Source organism: Neisseria dentiae (assembly GCF_014055005.1).
In the GTDB taxonomy this organism is placed as follows: Bacteria; Pseudomonadota; Gammaproteobacteria; order Burkholderiales; family Neisseriaceae; genus Neisseria; species Neisseria dentiae.
The window spans coordinates 942,775-962,877 of record NZ_CP059570.1 but is presented as its reverse complement, the minus strand read 5'-3'; the positions used below and the strand labels follow the sequence as shown (position 1 = coordinate 962,877).

Below are 20,103 nucleotides of genomic sequence, written 5' to 3'. Positions count from 1 at the left end.
AACGCTTGCGCTGCGTACTGAATTTTGGTTTAATCACGTCTTCGCAACGCGACACGGGTGATTAGCTCAGTTGGTAGAGCGTCTGCCTTACAAGCAGAATGTCGGCGGTTCGACTCCGTCATCACCCACCAAGTTTCTTGCGCGGAGTGGTAGTTCAGTTGGTTAGAATACCGGCCTGTCACGCCGGGGGTCGCGGGTTCGAGCCCCGTCCACTCCGCCAAACCTATTCAGAAAAAAGCACCGATTTAATCGGTGCTTTTTCTTTGTATGGAATCTTTGCAAAATTCGCTCAGGCAAAAAAACATTTCCTAATAAAACCTGAATCCCGCCATTCCCGATTACGCGGGAAGGACGGGATTTAAGCATGTTCAGACGGCCTTAAGATATTTTTGCAAAAGTCTCATGCCGTTTGAAAAACTGCGGTGTGTGCTTCCGTATCAGGCTTTCTGCTCTGCGCCCTGCCCTATTTACGTATCGAACCCGGGCTGCTTCACTTTGATGAAATAAGTTACCGCAAAGGCAAACAGATACAGCGCGGTATAGGCGTAAACCACTCCGATAAAGCTGAAATACGGCAGCAAAACGGTGGCGATTGCGGGTGCGAGAAAGTTCGACAAACCGGCCGACAGGTTATACACCGAAATCGCCGCGCCTTGGTGCTTGGGTTCCAGGGTGGTGAAAATGGCGGTCATCGGCACGAATGCGGCCACAAACCAGCCCAGCAGGATGGCGGGAATCCAAGCCACCATAAATTCGGCGGTGCCGGCACCGTTTACGCCCGCTTCGGCGATGGTGTTGTAATACTGCGGGATATAGTAAAAACTCAGCGTCGAGAGTGCCATGCCGATGCAGCCGAACCAGCGCACCACTTTAATCCACCCCAATTTTTCGCCCACAATCCCCCAAAACACATTGGAAACCAGCGTGGTGGCGAAAAACACCGTCCAGATTTGCAGCCATTGCGAAGTGGTGAAGCCCAGCTCTTTGGTGAACATCATCGGCATAATCACGGCGAAGCCGAACAGCGAGAGCGTGTTGATAATCCGCACCCAGCTTGAAAACAGAATATTGCGGTTGGTAACCAGCAGGGTGATGGCGCGGCTGAGTTCGGAAAACTTCTGTTGGCGCGACAAACCGTGCATGGGCGAATAAGAGTTGACGTTACGCAGCATCACCAACGCCACCAAGCCGCCGGCAAAGCAAAACGCCAGCGCCAGCCACAGCGTACCCATTTCGCCCATCGCGGGAATGGTGAGGCTGGGGATAAAGCTGCCGAACACGCCGATACCCACCGAATAAGTGGTCCAAAACCAACCCATCGAGGGGCTGATTTGCGTGCTTTTCACGTTTTGAACGATCATCACGATAAACGAATACAGAAACAGCGGGTAGGCAAAACCGCGAATACCGTAAAACAGCATGATGAAAAAGTAGTTTTTACCGCCCAAGCCGAACACCAAAAACAGCACATGAAACACGCACCACATCACAAAACCCGCCAGCATGGCTTTGCGCGGGGTGACAATCTCGGCGAACACGCCGGAAATCCACGCGGCCAGTGCGGCGGCAAAACCGTAAACGGCGAAAGCCGAAGACGATTGCGCCTCGGTGAAGCCCAAATCGGTGATGTATTTCGACAAAAACGCCAGCTCGAAGCCGTCGCCCGTCATAAACAGCGCGATGGCCACATAGCCCCACAGCAGGTTTAGGGGCAGCCCCAGCCATTGCTTGGTTTCGTTTTCCAAATTGTTCATAAAAACCTCTTTTCTCTGAATGGGTGTAGGTAGTTAATACCTGTCTGAATGTTTCAGACAGGCTTTGTTGACGTTATTGTTGTAATGTGTTTCTTCAAGATTAAACGTATTTTCAGACAGGCATTGTTCAAGCGCCATGCGGTCTGAACGACAACTCGTTTCGGTATAAGGCTCCGAACTGCCGGTAGCGCGCAGCGAGATAATCCGCCTGCGCTGCATCGGGCGTATAGACACGGTCGGTTTCGGGCTTCAAGCACACTTCGGCTTCGCTTTTGCCGCACGCCAAAGCGGCCAGCCGCGCCGCACCGAGGGCGCCGCCGGTGGCGCCGCCTTTGTGGGTGATGATGTTTATTTTCAGAATATCGGCCAGAAGCTGCGCCCAAAACGGGCTGCGTGCGCCGCCGCCGAGCAGCGAGGCTGTTTGAATCCGGGTGCCGCTTTCCCGCAGCACGCGCACGCCGTCGGCGATGCCGAAAGCCACGCCTTCCACCACGGCATAACCCATAACCGCGCGGTTTGCGCTATGGCGTATGCCGTGGAAACTGCCACTGGCACCGGCATCGTTGTGCGGCGTGCGCTCGCCCGAAAGATAAGGCAGAAAAACCGGCGCGGAGGCTTTTTCTTCTGCGCTCAAGGCGGCGATTTCTTCCATCAGTTGCGCTTCCGGTACGCCGATAAGCCGGCAATACCAGCCCAGGCAGGCGGCGGCGCTGAGCATTACGCTCATTTGGTGCCAACGTTCGGGCAAGGCATGGCAGAAGCAGTGCACGGCGTTTTCGGGTGCGGGGCGGTAACTGTCGTTCACCACAAACACCACGCCGGACGTGCCCAAAGAAACAAACGCATCGCCCGCGTTCACCGCGCCCACGCCGACGGCGCTGGCGGCATTGTCGCCCCCGCCGCCCGCCACGATAACGTTTGCGGGCAAGCCCCATTGCGCCGCCACTTCGGGCAGCAGCGTGCCGCTGTTATGGCTGCCTTCGATAAGCTCGGGCATATGGTTGCGGCTGAGTTTGCAGGCGGCCAATACTTCGTCTGACCAATCGCGTTTGGCGGTGTCGAGCCACAGCGTGCCTGCCGCGTCGGACATTTCCGATATTTTCCTGCCCGTCATGCGCAGGCGGATATAGTCTTTCGGCAGCAGCACGGTTGCGGTTCGGGCGAAGATTTCCGGCTCGTGCTTCGCCACCCACAAAAGTTTGGGCGCGGTAAACCCGGGCATGGCCAGATTGCCGGTAATCGCGTGCAGGCCGGGCACGGCGGCTTCCAGCTCGGCGCATTCGGCTTCGCTGCGGGTGTCGTTCCACAAAATCACGGGGCGCAGCGCTTGGTTGTTTTCATCGAGCAGCACCGCGCCGTGCATCTGCCCCGATAAGCCGACGGCTTTTATCTGCCCCCAGGCAGCGCCGCTTTTTTCGCGCATGGCCGCCATCAAATCGTGTGTGGCCCGCCACCATTCATCGGCGCCCTGCTCCGACCAATGCGGCTGCGGGCGTTGAATGCTTAAGGATACGCCGTGGGTTTGCACGATATTGCCCGCTTCGTCGGTGAGCAGGGCTTTGATTTCGGACGTGCCGTAGTCGATACCGAGATACATATTTGCTCCTTTGTTTGTTTTTTTCAGACAGGCCTTAAACCTTTTCGAGTTACTCAAATGCCTTAAAAACACCTGCGTCATGCTCGGGCTTGACCCGGGCATCTTTGTTATTTTTCAATCACATCCAGCAAATCGCGATATTCGGGTCAAGCCCGAGTATGACGCAATCAGGCATTTCAGAATGCCTTATTAGTCTGAAAAAGTTTCGGCCTTCAGGCATAAAACAGGCCGTCTGAAAATGGTTTTTTACCGCTTAACCGGTAAAGTTTTTTCAGACGGCCTGTGCCGTTAAGCGATCAGTTTGCGCACTTCTTCCACCTGTTCGCGCAGCAGGGCTTCAAACTCGGGCTTGCCTGCCAATTCGCCGAACAGGGCTTGGTCGGCGGCAAAGGTTTTCACGGGGTCGGCCGACTCATACATCGCGTGTACGGCGGCTTCGTCGAGAATACCGTCTTGATAAGCAAAGGGCAGTTTGCCTTCGTGCCAGCGCTCCATAAACACGAAAAACAGCGCCGGCAGTTTGGCGGTAGCCGCGGGGCGTGCGCCCTGTTTGAAACGCTCGATCAGCGTGGGCTGGATTTGGGCGGGAATTTTGGAAAAACCGTCGGCGGCCACGCGCTGGTTGGTATCTTTGATATGGGGGTTGGTGAAACGGTCCAACACCACATCGCGGTATTTACCCAAGTCGATCAAATCGTTGCCGAGGCTGGTGATAACGTCTTCGGTAACGTAGTCGTGGGCGATTTTGCGCGCGGTTTCGAGATTGGTGCTGTCGTGGATATAGAGTTCGCCCAGCAGCGTGCCCATCCAGGCGATGGCGGCGTGCGGCACGTTGAGCACGCGGATTTTGGCTTCTTCGTAGGGAATCACCGATTCAACCAACTCCACGCCCACTTTTTCTAGCGCGGGGCGCACGTTGTCTTTGAAATTGTCTTCAATCACCCATTGGATAAAGGTTTCGCCCATCACCGGCGCTTGGTCGGCTATGCCCGTTTGCGCCTGAATGCGCGCGGGCAAATCTTCGGCCGGGCGCGGCACGATGCGGTCGACCATGGTGTTGGGGGTGGTTACGTTGTTTTTCATCCATTCGATGATGTCGTTTTGGCCGGTTAAACCGAGAAATTCGACCAAACCGTCGTGGAAGCGCTCGCCGTTGTGGCGCACGTTGTCGCAGCAGAGCAAGGTAACGGCGCCGTTTTCAAGCTGCATTCTTTTTTTGAGGATTTTGGCGATGATGCCGTAAATGGTTTGGTTGCCGCCTGCCAAATCGGCTTTCAGCGCAGGATCGGTTTGCACCAGTTTGAAATTGCTGTCGAGATAATAGCCCGCCTCGGTTACGGTGAAGGCAATCACTTTAACGGCTTCCTGAGCGCCCTCTTCGATCAGCGGCGCCAAATCGGCCTGCCACGGAATCAGCTTGCGGATCGACTTAATCACCTCATATTCGCGCTCGCCGCGCGGGCTGACGGTTTCGAGCACATATTCGCCGTTTTGCGCGGTGAGCGCTTCGATGGTGTGTTCGCTGTCGTTGCGGATATTGCCGGCCGCAATCGTCCAACTGTCGTCGCCCTGCTTGATTAATTCGTTGAGATACCATGCCTGATGGGCGCGGTGGAAACTGCCCAAGCCGATGTGAAGCCAAGTGTTTTTGCTCATGCCGCGTACTCCTTGTATAAATCGTATAAATATTCTAAACAAATAAAATGTTATTTACATCAATATGTTACAAATGCGTAACCATTGTTGCACGATTTGAAAACAAAAAACAAGCATTCTGCAAAATAAAGCGGGCACCCATGTTTGCGGCCGTCTGAAACGCCGCTTAGGCGGTTTGAGACCTTTGCAAAAACCTCAGATGCGGATGCAGTTCAAAGCATAGCAGCGCAGCGGGCGCAGACATAACATGGAGTTAGGCAAGCGGGCGGGTAGTGCCTTAAAGGGCATAAAGGCCTAACGCAGAAATGCGCCGCAGATGGTGCAAAGGCCTCAGGTTTTCCAACGGCCGCGATTCTTGGCATAATACGGCTTTCCCGTTTTCCCCGAAAAAGAACGCCCGATGACCGAATCCATCCGCCTGCCCGCCGCCGCCCTGAAACCCTCCACCGTTGCCCTGCCCGGCTCGAAAAGCATCAGCAACCGCACGCTGCTTTTGGCCGCCCTCTCCGACAACACCTGCGAAATCCACTCGCTGCTCAAATCCGACGACACCGACCGTATGCTCGAAGCACTGCAAGCGCTCGGCGTGAAGCTCGAATTTCTTTCAGACGGCCGTCTGAAAGTGCACGGCTGCGGCGGGCGTTTTCCCAACCAAAGCGCCGATTTGTTTTTGGGCAACGCCGGCACCGCCTTCCGCCCGCTTACCGCCGTTTTGGCCGTGCTCGGCGGCGACTACCACCTGCACGGCGTGCCGCGTATGCACGAGCGCCCCATCGGCGATCTGGTCGATGCCCTGCGCATTGCCGGTGCCGACGTGCGCTATCTGGGCAACGAAAACTACCCGCCGCTGCAAATCAACCGGCGCGCCGACAACGGCGTGCGCACGATTCCGATTAAAGGCAACGTGTCGAGCCAGTTTCTCACCGCGCTCTTGATGGCGCTGCCGCTCACCGGCGAGGCGTTTACCATAGAAATGGTGGGCGAGCTGATTTCCAAACCCTATATCGACATCACCCTCAAACTGATGGCGCAGTTCGGCGTAAACGTGGAAAACCGCGGCTACCGCGTGTTTAACATTCCCGCCGGCGCGCGCTACCATGCGCCGGAAAACGTTTATGTGGAAGGCGACGCTTCGAGTGCGTCTTACTTTCTCGCCGCCGGGCTGCTTTCCGGCCAACCCGTGCGCGTTACCGGCATCGGCAGAAACAGCATTCAGGGCGACGTGGCCTTCGCGCACGAGCTTGAAAAAATCGGCGCCGCCGTGGTTTGGGGCGACAACTTTATCGAGGTTTCCCGCCCCGCCGGCCAAGCCGTGCTGCCGTTCGATTTAGACGCCAACCATATCCCCGATGCCGCCATGACGCTGGCCGTGGTCGCCCTTGCCACGGGCGCGCCCTGCTCGCTGCGCAACATCGGCTCGTGGCGCGTAAAAGAAACCGACCGCATCGCCGCAATGGCGGCCGAGCTGCGCAAAGTGGGCGCCACCGTGGTTGAAGAGCCGGAAGCCATCCGCATCACCCCGCCCGCCGCGCTCACGCCGAATGCCGAAATCGACACCTACGACGACCACCGCATGGCGATGTGTTTTTCACTGGTGTCGCTGCTGGGCGTGCCGGTTGTTATCAACGACCCGAAATGCACGCACAAAACTTTCCCCACCTATTTCGATGTGTTCGCTTCGCTAAGAAAATAAACCGTTCAGCAAAAAGCAAAGGCCGTCTGAAAACCGTTTCAGACGGCCTTTGGCCCGCCTGCATTATGTAAAATCGGGTTTTTCAGACGGCCTGCTGATATATAATCAAATAATCAGACAAAACAACAAAAAAACGGAACACACATTATGACCCCCGCCCCCGTAACCATTACTTCTTACAATATGCACAAAGGCATGTCGGCGCTTAACCGCAAGGTTCAGGTCGGCAGCATGGCCGAAGCCCTGCAAAGCCTCAATTCCGACATTCTGTTTTTGCAGGAAGTGCAAGGCGAACACCAAAGCCGCCGCGCCAAACTGCCCGATTTCCCCCACCTGCCGCACTACGACATCATCAGCGAGCACCTTTCGTTTAACAGCAGTTACGGCAAAAACGCCATCTTTCCCGAGCGGCACCACGGCAACGCGATTCTCAGCCATATGCCCATCGACACCCGCCACAACCTCAACATCAGCGTCAACAAACTCGAGCAGCGCGGCGTTTTGCACTGCGAAATCCTGCCCGAAAACTGGAGCGTGCCGCTGGTTTGCCTGTGCGCCCACCTCAACCTGCGCGAACCCGACCGCTTAAAGCAATACCAAGCGATTTTCGACTACGTTACCCGCCAGGTCGACCCCGAAAGCCCGCTGATTATCGCCGGCGACTTCAACGACTGGCGCTACAAATCCGCCGTCTCGCTCGGCAACGCCCTGAATTTGCAGGAAGTGTTTGTCGACGAAAACGGCAAACGCCCCAAAACCTTCCCATCGCGCCTGCCGATTTTAAGCCTCGACCGCATCTACACCCGCAACCTCGAAGTGGTGGAAGCACAAATCCACCGCAGCAAACAATGGCAGCGCCTGTCCGACCACCTGCCCTTAAGCGTGAAAGTGCTGCCGCGCATCAAACAGCCGTAGCCTAAGCCCGCATCAAACCGAGGCCGTCTGAAATACTTTTTTCAGACGGCCTTTCCCTTTGCCAACCACCCTCAAAACCGCTATCCTTTCCCCTTTTTTTGCATTCCTGAAAAACCGCCATGAACATCATCCAAGCCATCGCTCAAGAACTCTCCGCCACCGCCGCCCAAATCACCGCCGCCGTAGAGCTGTTGGACGACGGCGCCACCGTGCCCTTTATCGCCCGCTACCGCAAAGAAGCCACCGGCGGCTTGGACGACAGCCAGCTGCGCACCCTCGCAGAGCGACTCACCTACCTGCGCGAACTCGAAGAGCGCAAACAAACCGTATTAAAAAGCATCGAAGAGCAAGGCAAGCTCACGCCCGAATTGCAGGCGGCCATCGAAGCGGCCGACAACAAAACCGCGCTCGAAGACCTCTATCTGCCCTACAAACCCAAGCGTCGCACCAAAGCGCAAATCGCCCGCGAAAACGGCCTGCAACCCTTGGCCGATTCATTATTGGCCGACCAAAACCAAGACCCCGAAGCCGCCGCGCAAGGCTATCTCAACGAACAAGTGCCCGACAGCAAAGCCGCGCTCGACGGCGCGCGCGCCATTTTGATGGAACAATTCGCCGAAGACGCCGAACTGATCGGCACTTTGCGCGAAAAACTGTGGAACGAAGCCGAAATCCACGCCCAAGTGATTGAAGGCAAAGAAACCGAAGGCGAAAAGTTCGCCGACTATTTCGACCACCGCGAAGCCGTGCGCAGCATGCCCAGCCACCGCGCGCTGGCCGTATTGCGCGGCCGCAACGAAGGCATTCTTCAGACGGCCTTAAAATACCAGCCCGACGAAACCCCGATTACCGAACAGAGCGACTACGAAAAAATCATCACCCGACATTTTCATATCAACAATAAAAACAAATGGCTGCGCGACACCGTGCGCCTCACTTGGCGTGCCAAAATCTTTCTCTCGCTCGAGCTGGAAGCCTTAGGCCGTCTGAAAGAAAACGCCGACACCGATGCGATTACCGTGTTCGCCCGCAATCTCAAAGACCTGCTGCTGGCCGCCCCCGCCGGCCGCCTCACCACCTTGGGGCTAGACCCCGGCTACCGCAACGGCGTGAAATGCGCCGTGGTCAGCGACACCGGCAAACTGTTGGACACCGTGATTGTGTATCTGCATCAAGAAAACAATATGCTCGCCACCCTGGCCAAACTCATCAAACAGCACGGCGTGAAGCTGATTGCCATCGGCAACGGCACCGCCAGCCGCGAAACCGACAAAATAGCCGGCGAATTGGTGAAAGCCATGCCGGAAATGAAGCTGCACAAAATCGTTGTCAGCGAGGCCGGCGCGTCGATTTATTCCGCCAGCGAACTGGCCGCCAAAGAATTCCCCGATCTCGACGTTTCCCTGCGCGGCGCCGTCTCCATCGCCCGCCGCCTGCAAGATCCGCTGGCCGAATTGGTGAAAATCGACCCGAAATCCATCGGCGTCGGCCAATACCAGCACGACGTCAACCAATCGCAACTGGCCAAATCGCTCGATGCCGTGGTGGAAGACTGCGTGAACGCCGTGGGGGTGGATGTGAACACCGCCTCCGCGCCGCTGTTGGCACGAATTTCCGGCCTCAACCAAACGCTGGCGCACAACATCGTCGCCTACCGCGATGAAAACGGCGCATTCGACAGCCGCAAAAAACTCTTAAAAGTGCCGCGCTTGGGCGAAAAAACTTACGAGCAGGCCGCAGGCTTTTTGCGCATCAACGGCGGCAAAGAGCCGCTCGACGCTTCCGCCGTCCATCCCGAAGCCTACCCCGTCGTCGCCAAAATGCTCGACGACTTGCACATCAAAGCCGCCGATTTAATCGGCAACCGCGAAAAAATCAAACAAATCAAACCCGCCGCCTACACCACCGAACAATTCGGCCTGCCCACCATCCTAGACATCCTCGCCGAACTCGAAAAACCCGGCCGCGACCCGCGCGGCGAGTTTCAGACAGCCACCTTTGCCGAAGGCATCAACGAAATCAGCGATTTGCAAACCGGCATGATTTTGGAAGGCGTGGTGAGCAACGTTGCCAACTTCGGCGCGTTTGTGGATATCGGCGTACACCAAGACGGCTTGGTGCACATCTCCGCCCTGTCGAACAAATTCGTACAAGACCCGCGCGAAGTGGTCAAAGCCGGCGACGTGGTGAAAGTGAAAGTGCTGGAAGTCGATGCCGCACGCAAACGCATCGCCTTAACCATGCGTTTGGACGACGAACCCGGCACGCAAGCCAAACGCAGCGACAGGCCGTCTGAAAACAACCGCAGAGGCGATAGCCGCAGCGCCAAACCGCAACGGCAGGAAAAAGCCCCCGCCAATTCGGCGATGGCGGATGCGTTTGCGAAGTTGAAACGGTAAGATATTAAAAAGGCTACCTGAAACAGTGGATAACGGTGTTTTTATTGAAGCTGACGTAGATTAGTAGTTAGGTTACGCTCAGAAAATGAAGATAACCCATTGCAACACAGTAAATCTACACAGCGAAAATTGCTCCAATTTTTTGTATTGGAAGTTACAGCACGTACAGCAGCCAATATACTCGGTATTCAGGCCAACTCAGCCATGCTGTTTTACCGAAAAATCCGCCAAGTTATCGCCTACCATCTGGAGCTTCAGTCAGACGAAGTTTTTGATGGTTCCGTTGAGCTGGATGAAAGTTATTTTGGCGGACAACGTAAAGGCAAACGCGGTCACGGAGCTGCGGGTAAAGTTGCTGTCTTTATTGCCACGATATTCCGACAACGGTGTGGAATATCATGGCAATGCGGAGCACCCGTTTGGCATTGCCTGTGTGCAAAACAACATAAGCCAAAAATTCACCCGTGTTACCCGGCCGCAAACCAATGGTAAAGCCGAGCGGGTTATCCGTACCTTAATGGAAATGTGGCATGACAAGCATCCGTTTAAGGATTCGGCACACCGGCAAAAAGAGTTATGTCGTTTTGTTAACTTTTATAACACCGTCAAGCCCCACAAGAGCCTGAAAGGCGACATCCCTTTTGAGGTTTTACAGGCTTCATTCCCAACCTGTTGTGTAAACAACCCGACCATTTCCTACACTGAAATCTTTTCAGGATAAGGTTTTCAAGGATTTTTAGCCCCCATTTTGTCTCTTACGCCAGATTTTGCTTTCGTTTAGCCTCTCCAAATAAAAAAGCAGGCATATGCCTGCTTTTGTTTTATATCCGCCGAATCTTACAGCGCGTCTTTCAGGGCTTTGCCTGCGCGGAATTTCGGGGTTTTGGCAGCGGCAATGGTCAGCGGCTCGCCGGTTTTCGGGTTGCGGCCTTGACGCTCGGCGCGCTCGCCAACGTAGAAAGTACCGAAACCTACTAAAGTTACGGTATCGCCTTTTTTCAGCGCGCGGGTTACGGCATTGGTCATACCGTCCAAAGCTTTGGCGGCGGCTGCTTTGGAAATATCTGCCTCTTGGGCGATGGCTTCAATCAGTTCAGACTTGTTCACAATAAGTCCCTTTCTATCGTTTGAAATAATGAAAGCCCCGATAATCGGGCGTTTGGGTACAGTTTTGTACATCTGGCGACTTTATAACAAGCCTAAAATCGCCGTGTCAAGCGAAAAGATGCGGAAGATTGCGCTTTTGCAGGCTTTCTTTACAACAACCGCATCTTTTACAACACATTCCTACAAATTCAATGTTTGGTTGCTTTTACGCTTGACTTGCTTTCAGGGTTCGACAATGCGGCCTCGGCGGTAGTTCCTTCGTTTTTCCACGGTTCGGGCTGGCGTTCCAAACCCAAGGCCAAAACTTCGTCTATCCATTTTACGGGGTGGATGGTCAGACCCTCTTTCACATTGTCGGGAATTTCTTCCAAGTCTTTCACGTTGTCTTTCGGAATCAGCACATGCTTGATGCCGCCGCGCAGCGCCGCCAGCAGTTTTTCTTTCAAACCGCCGATGGGCAGCACTTCGCCGCGCAGGGTAATCTCGCCGGTCATCGCCACATCGGCGCGCACGGGAATCTGCGTGAATGCCGATACCATCGCCAGCGTCATGGCGATGCCTGCGCTGGGGCCGTCTTTGGGCGTGGCGCCTTCGGGAACGTGCACATGGATGTCTTTTTTCTCGTAGAAATCCGGTGCCAGCCCGACGGTTTCGGCGCGCGAGCGTACCACGCTCCAAGCGGCGGAAACCGATTCTTTCATCACGTCGCCCAGTTGGCCGGTGCGGATGATGTTGCCTTTGCCGGGCAAGGCAACGGCTTCGATAGTGAGCAGTTCGCCGCCCACTTCCGTCCACGCCAGGCCGGTAACTTGGCCGATACGGTTTTCGTCTTCGGCCACGCCGTAGTCGAAGCGGCGCACGCCCAAGTAATCGTGGAGGTTTTTCTCGGTTACCTTCACGGTTTTGGTTTTCAGACGGCCTTTGGCGGCAGTGGTTTTCTTATCGGCGGCCAACGTAATCTGCATCACCACTTTGCGGCAGATTTTGGCGATTTCGCGGTCAAGCGAGCGCACGCCGGCTTCGCGGGTGTAGTAGCGGATAATATCGCGCACCGCACTTTCGGCGATTTCCAGCTCGCCCTCTTTCACACCGTTGCGCTTCATCTGCTTGGGCACCAGATACTGCATGGCGATGTTGATTTTTTCGTCTTCGGTGTAGCCGGACAAGCGGATGATTTCCATGCGGTCGAGCAGAGCCGGCGGAATGTTGAGGCTGTTGGACGTGGCGATAAACATCACGTCGCTCAAATCGTAATCCACTTCTGCGTAGTGGTCGGCGAACTTGTTGTTTTGTTCGGGGTCGAGCACTTCGAGCAGGGCGCTGGCGGGATCGCCGCGGAAGTCGCTGCCGAGTTTGTCGATTTCGTCGAGCAGGAACAGCGGGTTTTTTACGCCGGCTTTGGCCATGTTTTGCAGGATTTTACCGGGCATCGAGCCGATATAGGTGCGGCGGTGGCCGCGGATTTCGCTTTCGTCGCGCACGCCGCCCAAGGCCATGCGCACATATTGGCGGCCGGTGGCTTTGGCGATGGATTCGCCCAGCGAGGTTTTACCCACGCCCGGCGGGCCGACCAAACACAGAATCGGGCCTTTGATTTTGTCCATGCGTTTTTGCACGGCCAAATATTCCAAAATGCGCTCTTTGACTTTTTCCAAGCCGTAGTGGTCGGCATTGAGCACCAAATCGGCCTTGGCCAAATCTTTGCTCACGCGCGATTTTTTCTTCCACGGCAATTCCAGCAGGGTGTCGATGTAGTTGCGCACCACAGTCGATTCTGCCGACATCGGCGGCATCATTTTCAGTTTTTTCAGCTCGGAAAGGCATTTTTCTTCGGCCTCTTTGCTCATGCCGGCTTCTTTAATCTGCTTTTCCAACGCTTCGAGTTCGCCGCGTTCGTCTTCCTCGCCCAATTCTTTCTGAATCGCTTTTACCTGCTCGTTGAGGTAATACTCGCGCTGTGATTTTTCCATTTGGCGTTTCACGCGGCCGCGGATGCGTTTTTCCACCTGCATGATGTCGAGTTCGGCTTCAAGCTGGCCGAGCAGGTATTCCATGCGTTCGGCGATGCTGACCATGCCCAAAACATCTTGGCGCTGCTCGAGTTTGAGTTGCAGGTGGGCGGCAACAGTGTCGACCAGGCGGCTGTTGTCGGAAATGCCGTGAATGGTGCCGATAACTTCGGCGGGGATTTTTTTGTTCAGCTTGGCGAACTGGTCGAACTGCGACAGCAGGGTGCGGCGCAGGGCTTCCATATCGGGGTTGTCGGTGTCGGTGTCGTCGGCGAATTCCACATGCGAAACAAACAGTTCGCCGTTGTCTTCCACGCGCAGGGCGCGGCCGCGGCGTATGCCTTCCACCAGCACTTTCACGGTGCCGTCGGGCAGTTTCAACACTTGCAAAACTTGGGCCACCGTGCCCATTTCGTGCAAATCTTCGGCGCGCGGCTCTTCTTCGTTGGGGTCGCGCTGGGCCAACAGAAATACCGGCTCGTCGTTGGCCATGGCCAAATCGAGTGCGGCAATGGATTTTTCGCGCCCCACAAACAGGGGCAGCACCATGTGCGGGTAAACCACCACGTCGCGCAGCGGCAGGGTTGCCAGTGCGGCGTATTCCTCAAAATGTTTGTCTGTTGCCATATCTTTTCTCTATTCAAGTTGTTACTGCTATTTGTCGGATTGCCGCCCACATGGGGTTGGCGGCCCGCTATTTCAAGCCTTGAAAAAACAGCAAACGCTTATATCTTCAAAACACCTTTTCAGACGGCAGTATAATGGATTGCAAACAGTGGTTGCGTTAAAATATTGCCAGGGTCTGCTGATCATTAACCATCGAAGCGGTTTTTGAGGCAAAAACCGCGTATGCAAGGAGAAAAACGCAGCAAGGTTAGACACCTTGCGAGTATTTTCGACGCAGCAGACGTGGATTTCTGACCAAAAACCGACGATGTGTTAACTGTCAGCAGACCCTGGAAACGTATCAGGCCGTCTGAAAAGCGAAAAATTTTTTCAGACGGCCTGATTAGCCTTTTTAAGGAAACACCATGTCCGAACAAAACACTTCTTTAATCGAATTTCCCTGCAACTTCACCATTAAAGTGATGGGGGTTCAGCACCCCGAATTCGCTTCGTTGGTGCTTGCCTGCGTGCAAAAGCACGCGCCTGAAACCCAGGCGCACCACATCAGCGTGCGCCCGAGCAGCAAAGGCAATTATCTGGGCGCCACCGTGGAAGCAGCCAATGTGCAGAACCAAGAACAGCTCAACAATATCTACCGCGAACTCACCGGCCACGAGCTGGTGAAAATGGTGCTGTAACATGAAGACCGTGCACTTCGGCCTGGCTGACTACCAACCCGTGTTCGAGGCCATGAAAACCTTTAACGCCGAACGCACCGACCACACCGAAGACGAACTGTGGGTGGTCGAACACCCGCCCGTATTTACGCAAGGCTTGGCGGGCAAACCCGAACACCTGCTGCTGCACAGCAGCATACCCGTGGTGCAGATCGACCGCGGCGGCCAAATCACTTACCACGGCCCTGGCCAGCTGGTGGTTTACACGCTAATCGACTTCAAACGCCGCAAAACCAGTGTGCGCAATATCGTGAGCGCCCTTGAAAACAGCATTATCGCCACGCTGGCCGAATACGGCATCGCCGCCTCCGCCGACCCGCAACGCCCCGGCGTTTATGTAAACGGGCGCAAAATCGCCTCTTTGGGGTTACGTATTAAAAACGGCTCGGTGTATCATGGCCTGGCATTAAACGTTGATATGGATTTATCGCCCTTTTTGCAAATCAACCCCTGCGGCTACGCAGGCATGGAAATGGTGCAGATGGCCGACTTTCTCACCCCCTGCCCGCCGCTTGCCGAGGTGGCCGAAAAACTGACCGCCCATTTGCAGCAAAAATTGGAACCGCCGCCGGCAGAGGCCGTCTGAAAACCATCGCCTATAACAGTAACAGGCATATCCGGCCTCTTCCCGCCGCTGCTCCGAATATTGTTGAACCCGCCATGCGTTTAGCCCTGATTTCCGACATACACGGCAACCTGCCGGCCTTGGAAGCCGTTGCCGCCGACATCCGCCGGCGCGGCTGCGATGCCGTGGCCAATTTGGGCGACTGCCTTTCCGGCCCGTTGTGGCCGAAGGAAACGGCACAATTTCTCATGGCCGAAAACTGGCCGACGGTTGCAGGCAACCACGAACGCCAGCTGCTCACCCAGTCTGCCGCCAAACAAAGCCTGTCCGACCGTTTCGCCTCCCTGCAACTGGGGCAGCCGGAATGGGCGTGGCTGGCCGCCCTGCCCGCCATTATGCCGTTAGCCGAAGATATCCTGCTCTGCCACGGCAGCCCGCACGGCGATAAGGTTTATTTGATGGAATCCATCGTTAACGGCCGGACGGTTTTGTCTGCCGAAAAAGAAATCCGCCAACGCTTGGGCGATACCCGTGCCGCCGTTATCGCTTGCGGCCACACCCACATACCGCGCAGCCTCCATATCGACGATATGTTGCTGATTAACCCCGGCAGCGTCGGCCTGCAAGCCTATGAGGACGACCAACCGCCCCATGTGGTGGAAAACGGCTCGCCCCACGCGCGCTACGCCGTGATTGAAAAGCGGCAAAACACTTGGATAACCGAACATTTCACCATACCCTACCCCCACGGCGCGGCAGTTGCCAAAGCGCAAAAAGAACACCGCACCGATTGGGCTTATGCTTTACAATACGGCCGTACACCGCCGGCGCACACCCTGCCGGCCGGCACCCTAACCGTTAACCCGGAATATCAGCCATGAACAACGAAACCGTCAAATCAAACAACGCCCAAGGCGTCAAGCACAAAGGCGCCGCCAAAACCGCGCGCATCCCCATCAAAGTGGTGCCGCTGGAAGAAAAGCTCAAAAAGCCCGAATGGATACGCGCCAAACTGCCCACCGGCAAGAAATTTTTTGAAATCAAAAACATTCTGCGCGATCAAAAAATGCACACCGTGTGTGAAGAAGCCAGCTGCCCCAATATCGGCGAATGCTTCAGCAAAGGCACCGCCACCTTCATGATTATGGGCGACATCTGCACCCGCCGCTGCCCCTTCTGCGATGTGGGTCACGGCCGCCCCAACCCGCTCGACCCCGACGAACCGAAAAACCTGGCCGAAAGCGTGGCCGCCATGAAACTGCGCTATGTGGTCATCACTTCGGTTGACCGCGACGACTTGCGCGACGGCGGCGCCCGGCATTTCGCCGACTGCATCAGCGCCATCCGCGAAAAAAGCCCGCAAACCAAAATCGAAATCCTTGTGCCCGACTTCCGCGGCCGCCTCGACATCGCCTTGGACATTCTTTCCCGAACCCCGCCCGACGTAATGAACCACAACCTCGAAACCCACCCGCGTCTCTACAAACAGGCGCGCCCCGGTTCCGATTACCGACACTCGCTCGAACTCTTGCGCCGCTATAAAGAAATGCAGCCCGACATTCCCACCAAATCAGGCATCATGGTCGGCTTGGGCGAAACCGACGAAGAAGTGCGCGAAATCATGCGCGATATGCGCGCGCACAACATCGAAATGATTACCGTCGGCCAATACCTGCAACCTTCAGACGGCCACCTGCCCGTGTTGCGCTACGTTACGCCCGAGCAGTTCAAAGCCTTCGAACAGGAAGCCTACGAAATGGGCTTTACCAACGCCGCCATCGGCGCAATGGTCAGAAGCTCTTACCACGCCGACGAGCAGGCTTCGCAGGCTTTGCAGGAAGACGTTTTAAACGTTAATCTTTAAATCAAGCCGTTTAAAACATACGCTTTTTTCAGACGGCTTCTTCCGATATGCAGCTTATTCTCGCGCCCATGCAGGGCTTGGTTGACGATGTGATGCGCGACCTGCTAACCCGCATCGGCGGCTTCGACGAATGCGTGAGCGAGTTCGTGCGCATCACGCACACCGTGCATTCCCGCCCCACCTGGCTGAAATACGCCCCCGAAATCGCCAACCGCAACCTCACCCCCGCTGGCGTGCCCTGCACGGTGCAGCTTTTGGGCAGCGATGCGGCCAATATGGCGGCCAACGCGCTGGAAGCGGTGCGTTTCGGCGCCGGTAAAATCGACCTCAATTTCGGCTGCCCCGCCCCCACTGTCAACAAGCACAAAGGCGGCGCGGTATTGCTGAAAGAGCCGGAGCTGATTCACCGCATCGTGCGCACCCTGCGCGGCAGCCTGCCCGCACACATTCCCCTCACCGCCAAAATGCGCTTGGGGTTTGAAGACAAAACCCTCGCCCTCGAATGCGCCACAGCCATTGCCGAAGGCGGCGCCTGCGGCCTGACCGTACACGCCCGCACCAAAGTGGAAGGTTATGAGCCGCCCGCACATTGGGAATGGGTGAGAAAAATCCGCGATGCCGTTAACGTGTCCGTTACCGCCAACGGCGACGTGTTTACCCTGCAAGACTATCTCGACATCAAAACCGTGAGCGGCTGCAACAGCGTGATGCTCGGCCGCGGAGCGGTGATGCGCCCCGATTTGGCGCGGCAGATTAAGCAATACGAGCAAAGCGGCAGCGTGCGGGAAGCGGATTTTGCCGAAATCGCCGGCTGGATTAATCTGTTTTTCGATTTATGCACCGCCAAAGAAGCCAACAACAAATACCCCGCCGCCCGCCTGAAGCAATGGCTGGGCATGATGAAGCGCGCCTATCCGCAGGCGGAGGATTTGTTCGCACGCATCCGCACGCTGAAAGAAGCCGCCGACGTGAAACAGGTTTTGGAAGCATTCGAGTGGGAGCAGAAAGGTTGAAATTACTATTAAGATGAGAATTCAACATATCGAAAAACTGCTCTAGATAGTGTAGTAACAATATTTTTAACCACATCGCAATAATCTGGATTTCTATTGCCGCAGCAAATGAAGCCAATCTCTGCGCATAACGCAGCGATACCCTCACTAATATTTAAGGTGGCTTAGGAAGCAAAATTAGCCCAAGGGTCGATTTCGCAGTATTTTAAGCAAGACTTTATACAGATCATCATGTCTGTGATTGAAGCGAAATTCGGTTTTCTTTAAGTGTAAATAAAAAGTCTGTTTCGATACACCGTTAAATTTAACCAAGCGGTTTTTGGCATAACCCCAAAACGACTCGATGCCGTTAATGTGTTGTGCACCCCGGGCGAACTCGTCTGCACCATGATGTACCCTGAGGTGCTTTTCATAGCCCATATCAACCAAGCCGTGATAGCCGCGCCAGCCGTCGGTATTGATGACACTTTCAACAGCAATCCGCCCTCGAATAACCTGTTACAGTGTAGCTTTCGAGGTATCCGGCACGATTTCGGTATAGACTTTGTCATCCCGTTTTAAAATGCCGAAAACAATGGTTTTGCCTCCCGCTCCCCGCCCGCGTTTACCTCGGATGCGTTTGGCGCCGAAGTAGGATTCGTCCAGTTCGACCACCCCGGCAAAAGGAGTTTGCCGTTCACATTCAGCGGCCATACGGCAACGCAGTTTGAGAAACAGATTATTGACACTTCGGGTACTGATGCCGGTGAGTCTGGCGGTATCGGAAGCGGTCAAATCAAGTGCGAAAAGCGCAGGATTTGGCGGAATTTTGATTCGGTAATTTTACTGAACTTTTGGTACTTGTTTTTAATAGACATATCAGAAGCTTATCATCATTTTTGCTGATTTTTCTTCCTAAGCCCCTTATTTATATTTCGTCATATTCAGGTTTGGATCGAATATTTTGGGTTTCAGCAAATTTTAGGATACTCAAGTCAAGTCTGAGTATGATGCGTGTACTTGCTTGATTGACTATAGCTACATTTATTGACTCATGGAAACCCGCAAAATCATCCATATCGATATGGACGCGTTCTATGCTTCGGTAGAGTTGCGCGAACAGCCGCACCTGCGCGGCAAGCCTGTAGTGGTGGCGTGGGAGGGGCCGCGCTCGGTGATTTGCGCAGCTTCTTATGAGGCGCGGCAGTTCGGCCTGCGTTCGGCGATGGCGGTGGCGACGGCCAAGCGGCTTTGCCCGCAGGCGGTGTATATTCCGCCGCATTTCGATTTATACCGCCGCATTTCGCAGCAGATTCATGCGATTTTTGCGCGCCATACCGATTTAATCGAGCCGTTGTCGCTCGACGAAGCCTATCTTGACGTTACCCGGAATTTCCAAAATATCCCTTATGCCGGCGAAGTGGCGCGCATGATCCGTGCCGAAATCAGGCGGGAAACGGGGTTGACGGCTTCTGCGGGTGTGGCGCCGAACAAATTTCTGGCCAAAATCGCTTCCGACTGGCGCAAACCCGACGGCCAGTTTGTGCTGCCGCCGCAGAAGGTGGCGGCGTTTTTGGAAACGCTGCCGTTGGAAAAAATTCCGGGCGTGGGCAAGGTAACGCTGCATAAAATGCACGGGCTGGGTATGCGCACCGCCGGTGATTTGCGCCGCTTCGAGCGCGGCGAACTGCTGCACCATTTCGGCCGCTACGGCTACCGTTTATACGATTTGGCGCGCGGAAACGACAACCGCGAAGTCAAGCCCGGCCGCGAGCGTTTGCAGATTTCCACCGAAATCACGCTGCCCGAAGATTTGCCGCTGATTGAAGCGGCCGGGCATTTGCCGCATTTGGCCGAAGATTTGTGGCGGCAGATTGTTCGCAAAAAAGTGGCGGCCCGCAGCGTAACGCTCAAACTGAAAACGGCGGATTTCCGCATCATTACCCGTTCGCTGACTTATTCTTCCGCCCTGCCCGACCCTGCCGCGCTGTTGCAGGCGGCACACACCTTGCTGGCGCGGGTGCCGCCCCAAGCCGATGATGCGTTCCGCCTGATCGGTATCGGTGTCGGCCATTTGACGCCCGAGGGGCAGCAACGGCAGCTTTGGAACGATTAAGGCACGATTGAACCTTTTCAGACGGCCTTTGGCCGACCTGCCGCAGCGCAGATTGCCGTTTGAAACTACACGCACTTTCAGCGCGGCGGCAAA

Annotated in this window: 14 protein-coding genes, 2 tRNA genes and 3 pseudogenes; 13 read left to right on the top strand and 6 right to left on the bottom strand. The window is 55.4% G+C overall.

The window, feature by feature from the left end; genetic code table 11:
- The first annotated feature begins 55 nt into the window (after window positions 1-55).
- Both H3L92_RS04560 and H3L92_RS04555 read left to right on the top strand, forming a co-directional pair.
- Window positions 56-131, top strand: a tRNA-Val gene (locus tag H3L92_RS04560).
- Between the two features lie 12 nt (window positions 132-143).
- Window positions 144-220 (top strand) — tRNA-Asp (locus H3L92_RS04555).
- A gap of 247 nt (window positions 221-467) precedes the next feature.
- Here the strand turns inward: H3L92_RS04555 and H3L92_RS04550 are convergent.
- From H3L92_RS04550 to dalD, 3 genes are all read right to left on the bottom strand, one after another.
- Window positions 468-1,754: an MFS transporter gene (locus H3L92_RS04550; protein WP_085365666.1), complete on the bottom strand. Its 1,287-nt coding sequence runs from the start codon at window positions 1,752-1,754 to the stop codon at window positions 468-470.
- A gap of 127 nt (window positions 1,755-1,881) precedes the next feature.
- A complete protein-coding gene (xylB, locus tag H3L92_RS04545) occupies window positions 1,882-3,351 on the bottom strand; it encodes a xylulokinase (RefSeq protein ID WP_085365667.1) in 1,470 nt (489 codons plus the stop codon).
- Between the two features lie 288 nt (window positions 3,352-3,639).
- The gene (dalD, locus tag H3L92_RS04540; RefSeq protein WP_085365668.1) at window positions 3,640-5,007 is read right to left on the bottom strand and encodes a D-arabinitol 4-dehydrogenase; all 1,368 of its coding nucleotides are present in this window, start codon (window positions 5,005-5,007) and stop codon (window positions 3,640-3,642) included.
- 400 nt (window positions 5,008-5,407) lie between these two features.
- On the opposite strand from dalD, the gene aroA reads away from it, so the two are divergent.
- The 5 genes and pseudogenes from aroA to H3L92_RS04520 all read left to right on the top strand — a co-directional run.
- Entirely contained in the window at window positions 5,408-6,700 is a 1,293-nt protein-coding gene (gene aroA, locus H3L92_RS04535) for a 3-phosphoshikimate 1-carboxyvinyltransferase (protein WP_085365669.1), read from the top strand.
- A 147-nt stretch (window positions 6,701-6,847) separates the two neighbouring features.
- Window positions 6,848-7,615, top strand: a complete 768-nt coding sequence (locus H3L92_RS04530) for an endonuclease/exonuclease/phosphatase family protein (protein WP_085365670.1) — start codon at window positions 6,848-6,850, stop codon at window positions 7,613-7,615.
- Window positions 7,616-7,734: 119 nt separating this feature from the next.
- Window positions 7,735-10,014 (top strand): Tex family protein, encoded by a 2,280-nt coding sequence (locus tag H3L92_RS04525; protein ID WP_085365671.1) that lies wholly within the window; start codon window positions 7,735-7,737, stop codon window positions 10,012-10,014.
- Between the two features lie 85 nt (window positions 10,015-10,099).
- Window positions 10,100-10,377 (top strand): annotated as a pseudogene (locus tag H3L92_RS13010) (IS1595 family transposase); the annotation flags it as partial.
- A pseudogene (locus tag H3L92_RS04520) lies at window positions 10,316-10,735 on the top strand (integrase core domain-containing protein); the annotation flags it as partial. The pseudogenes H3L92_RS13010 and H3L92_RS04520, both read left to right, overlap by 62 nt.
- A 116-nt stretch (window positions 10,736-10,851) precedes the next feature.
- On the opposite strand, the gene H3L92_RS04515 reads toward H3L92_RS04520, so the two are convergent.
- Window positions 10,852-11,121, bottom strand: coding sequence for an HU family DNA-binding protein (locus H3L92_RS04515; RefSeq protein ID WP_085365672.1), 270 nt, complete (start codon window positions 11,119-11,121; stop codon window positions 10,852-10,854).
- A gap of 188 nt (window positions 11,122-11,309) precedes the next feature.
- The gene (gene lon, locus H3L92_RS04510) at window positions 11,310-13,757 is read right to left on the bottom strand and encodes an endopeptidase La (protein WP_085365673.1); all 2,448 of its coding nucleotides are present in this window, start codon (window positions 13,755-13,757) and stop codon (window positions 11,310-11,312) included.
- A gap of 404 nt (window positions 13,758-14,161) precedes the next feature.
- Here lon and H3L92_RS04505 point away from each other — a divergent pair, with 404 nt between their 5' ends.
- The 5 genes from H3L92_RS04505 to H3L92_RS04485 all read left to right on the top strand — a co-directional run bounded on the left by H3L92_RS04505 (window position 14,162) and on the right by H3L92_RS04485 (window position 17,915).
- The gene (locus tag H3L92_RS04505; protein ID WP_085365674.1) at window positions 14,162-14,434 is read left to right on the top strand and encodes a YbeD family protein; all 273 of its coding nucleotides are present in this window, start codon (window positions 14,162-14,164) and stop codon (window positions 14,432-14,434) included.
- Between the two features lies 1 nt (window position 14,435).
- A complete protein-coding gene (gene lipB / locus H3L92_RS04500) occupies window positions 14,436-15,059 on the top strand; it encodes a lipoyl(octanoyl) transferase LipB (protein ID WP_085365675.1) in 624 nt (207 codons plus the stop codon).
- A 74-nt stretch (window positions 15,060-15,133) separates the two neighbouring features.
- A complete protein-coding gene (locus H3L92_RS04495) occupies window positions 15,134-15,919 on the top strand; it encodes a metallophosphoesterase family protein (RefSeq protein WP_085365676.1) in 786 nt (261 codons plus the stop codon).
- A complete protein-coding gene (gene lipA / locus H3L92_RS04490) occupies window positions 15,916-16,902 on the top strand; it encodes a lipoyl synthase (RefSeq protein ID WP_085365677.1) in 987 nt (328 codons plus the stop codon). The genes H3L92_RS04495 and lipA overlap by 4 nt, the downstream gene beginning before the upstream one ends.
- A 47-nt stretch (window positions 16,903-16,949) precedes the next feature.
- Window positions 16,950-17,915 carry a tRNA dihydrouridine synthase gene (locus tag H3L92_RS04485; RefSeq protein WP_085365678.1) on the top strand — a complete coding sequence of 322 codons (966 nt, stop codon included), beginning with the start codon at window positions 16,950-16,952 and terminating at the stop codon, window positions 17,913-17,915.
- A gap of 177 nt (window positions 17,916-18,092) precedes the next feature.
- On the opposite strand, the pseudogene H3L92_RS04480 reads toward H3L92_RS04485, so the two are convergent.
- A pseudogene (locus H3L92_RS04480) lies at window positions 18,093-18,772 on the bottom strand (IS1595 family transposase).
- Window positions 18,773-18,948: 176 nt separating this feature from the next.
- Here H3L92_RS04480 and dinB point away from each other — a divergent pair.
- Entirely contained in the window at window positions 18,949-20,010 is a 1,062-nt protein-coding gene (gene dinB / locus H3L92_RS04475; protein ID WP_085366779.1) for a DNA polymerase IV, read from the top strand.
- Window positions 20,011-20,103 lie beyond the last annotated feature (93 nt).